This window comes from Microcystis sp. LE19-10.1B, assembly GCF_027530565.1.
Classification (GTDB): Bacteria; Cyanobacteriota; Cyanobacteriia; order Cyanobacteriales; family Microcystaceae; genus Microcystis; species Microcystis aeruginosa.
In genome coordinates, this window is the sequence record NZ_JAPZQM010000573.1 from 1 (window position 1) to 2162 (window position 2162).

At 46.5% G+C, this 2162-nt stretch carries 2 protein-coding genes; both read left to right on the forward strand.

The genetic code is table 11. The features are described 5' to 3' along the window. Positions 1–175 precede the first annotated feature (175 nt). Complete coding sequence (locus O9332_RS20770; protein WP_170915522.1) at positions 176–340, forward strand: hypothetical protein; 165 nt, start codon at positions 176–178, stop codon at positions 338–340. Between the two features lie 178 nt (positions 341–518). Continuing rightward, the gene (malQ, locus tag O9332_RS20775; protein WP_288027208.1) at positions 519–2021 is read left to right on the forward strand and encodes a 4-alpha-glucanotransferase; all 1503 of its coding nucleotides are present in this window, start codon (positions 519–521) and stop codon (positions 2019–2021) included. The last annotated feature ends 141 nt before the right edge of the window (positions 2022–2162 follow it).

The following is a 2162-nucleotide window of genomic DNA, read 5'->3' on the forward strand; positions in this document are numbered from 1 at the left end:
CACCACCTTTTAGACTTTATGCTCGATGAGGCCATCCCTGTTACTCGCGTTAATTCTTCTTGATTTTGGATGGGGAGCTACAGGGCAAAAGCGTTTTGTATTCTGTATTCCTTGCTACATTCTGAATTTGGAATTGCTGCATATCGATCATAAACCTTGAGATAGGTTGCACGCCATGAGCGAATACCAATATTACGAATTCCAAGCTATCGATCGCCCCCTCACCCAAGAGGAAAGAGCGGCCATCAGCCAACTATCGAGCCGCGTCAAACCGACGGCAACGAGTGCCAGTTTCACCTACCCGGGTAACGTGGAACGTGATCCGAAGGAATCTTTTTAACTGGAAAGACGATCTGTTACGGTACGGCTGTAATGCCTGATTGTGTCCTATAGGTCTAATAAAGTTGTTAAGTATTGCCCTTATCGATCGAGATCGGGTTAGCTTGGAGATAGCAGTGAGCATTCAGCTTTAAACACTTAATAACTGCTAACCTAATCACTGATAAGGGGGTTTTTTCATGGCTTTTAGCCGTTCTAGCGGTATTTTGCTTCATCCCACCAGTCACCCCGGTCGTTACGGGATTGGAGAACTAGGTAGGGAAGCCTATCAATTTATCGATTTTTTGGCTCAAAGTGGTCAAAAACTCTGGCAAATTCTCCCTTTAGGCCCGACAGGGTACGGTAACTCTCCCTACATGAGTTTTAGTGCCATTGCCGGCAATCATCTCCTGATTAGTCTCGATATTCTTCGGGAGAAAAACCTGCTTAGTGACGCAGATTTAGAGGATATTCCCGATTTTCCCCTCGATCAAGTGGATTTTGATAAATTGATCGCTTGGAAAATTCCCCTACTCAGAAAGGCGGCTAGCAATTTTGTCAAGGGTTCTGACACAATTCTTTACAAACAGTTTGCCGGCTTTTGTGCTGGCAATGCCGATTGGTTAGAGGATTACGCCCTATTTATGGCCCTATCCCACGCTTACCCGGGTAAAGCATGGATGGAATGGCCGACAGAAATTCGCGAACGTCATTGGGGTGCGTTGGAAACACCGAAACAGGAGTTACAAGAGGAGATTTTTCTGCACAAATTCCTGCAATTTGAGTTTTTTGAGCAGTGGTTAGCCTTAAAACGCTATGCTAACTCCCTCGGTATCGAGATTATCGGTGATATCCCCATTTATGTCTCCCATAATAGTGCCGATGTTTGGGCAAATCCGCAGGTTTTCCGACTAGATACCCAAACCGGTAATCCCTTGGAAGTGGCCGGGGTTCCCCCGGATTATTTCTCAGAAACGGGGCAATTATGGGGCAATCCTCTCTATAACTGGGATTATCTCAAAAATACGGGCTTTGACTGGTGGGTACGCCGTTTAAAAGGGGTTCTTTCCCTAGTCGATATTATCCGTATCGATCATTTTCGCGGATTAGAGGCCTATTGGGCCGTGGCTTTTGGCCAGGAAAACGCCATTAATGGTCGTTGGCTGAAGGCCCCGGGTTATGATCTCTTTAATACTATTGGCGCTCGTTTAGGTAAATTGCCGATTATTGCCGAAGATTTGGGCGATATTGACCAAGCAGTCTTAGATTTTCGCGATCACTTTGCCTTCCCCGGGATGAAGATTCTCCACTTTGCTTTTGGGGGTGACGCGGGTAATCCCTATCTTCCTTTCAACGTCGAACGCAACTGTGTGATTTATACCGGCACTCACGATAATAATACCACTGTGGGCTGGTTTCAGGATAACGCCAATGACTACGAAAAAGCGCGACTTTATCAATATCTTGGCGCTCCCAGTGGTCAGGGAGTGGCTTGGGATCTGATTCGACTTGCTTATAGTTCCGTGGCTAATCAGGCGATCGTACCGTTACAGGATGTGTTAGGTTTAGGATCGGATGCGCGGATGAATACCCCCAGTGTCGCAGAAGGGAATTGGTCATGGCGCTATCGTCAGGAAGCTTTAACCGGAGAATATAGCGAGAGATTGCGAGATTTAGTCAATCTTTTTGGCAGAAATCGTTAAATAGGGTTTGCTGAAAAAGCTTTTCCTGGGGGCAGGGTGTGGGGTGTGGGGTGTGGGGTGTGGGGTTTTACCGATTTTGAGGTAGTCAATTACCTAATTTTCAGGGAAAAAGTACCTGAATTTTCCCCCCGATCCCCGCAA

What these genes read in the sequence shown, in the direction of transcription:
- O9332_RS20770 (WP_170915522.1), top strand. Translation starts at nt 176, where the DNA reads ATGAGCGAATACCAATATTACGAATTCCAAGCTATCGATCGCCCCCTC.
- malQ (WP_288027208.1), top strand. Translation starts at nt 519, where the DNA reads ATGGCTTTTAGCCGTTCTAGCGGTATTTTGCTTCATCCCACCAGTCAC.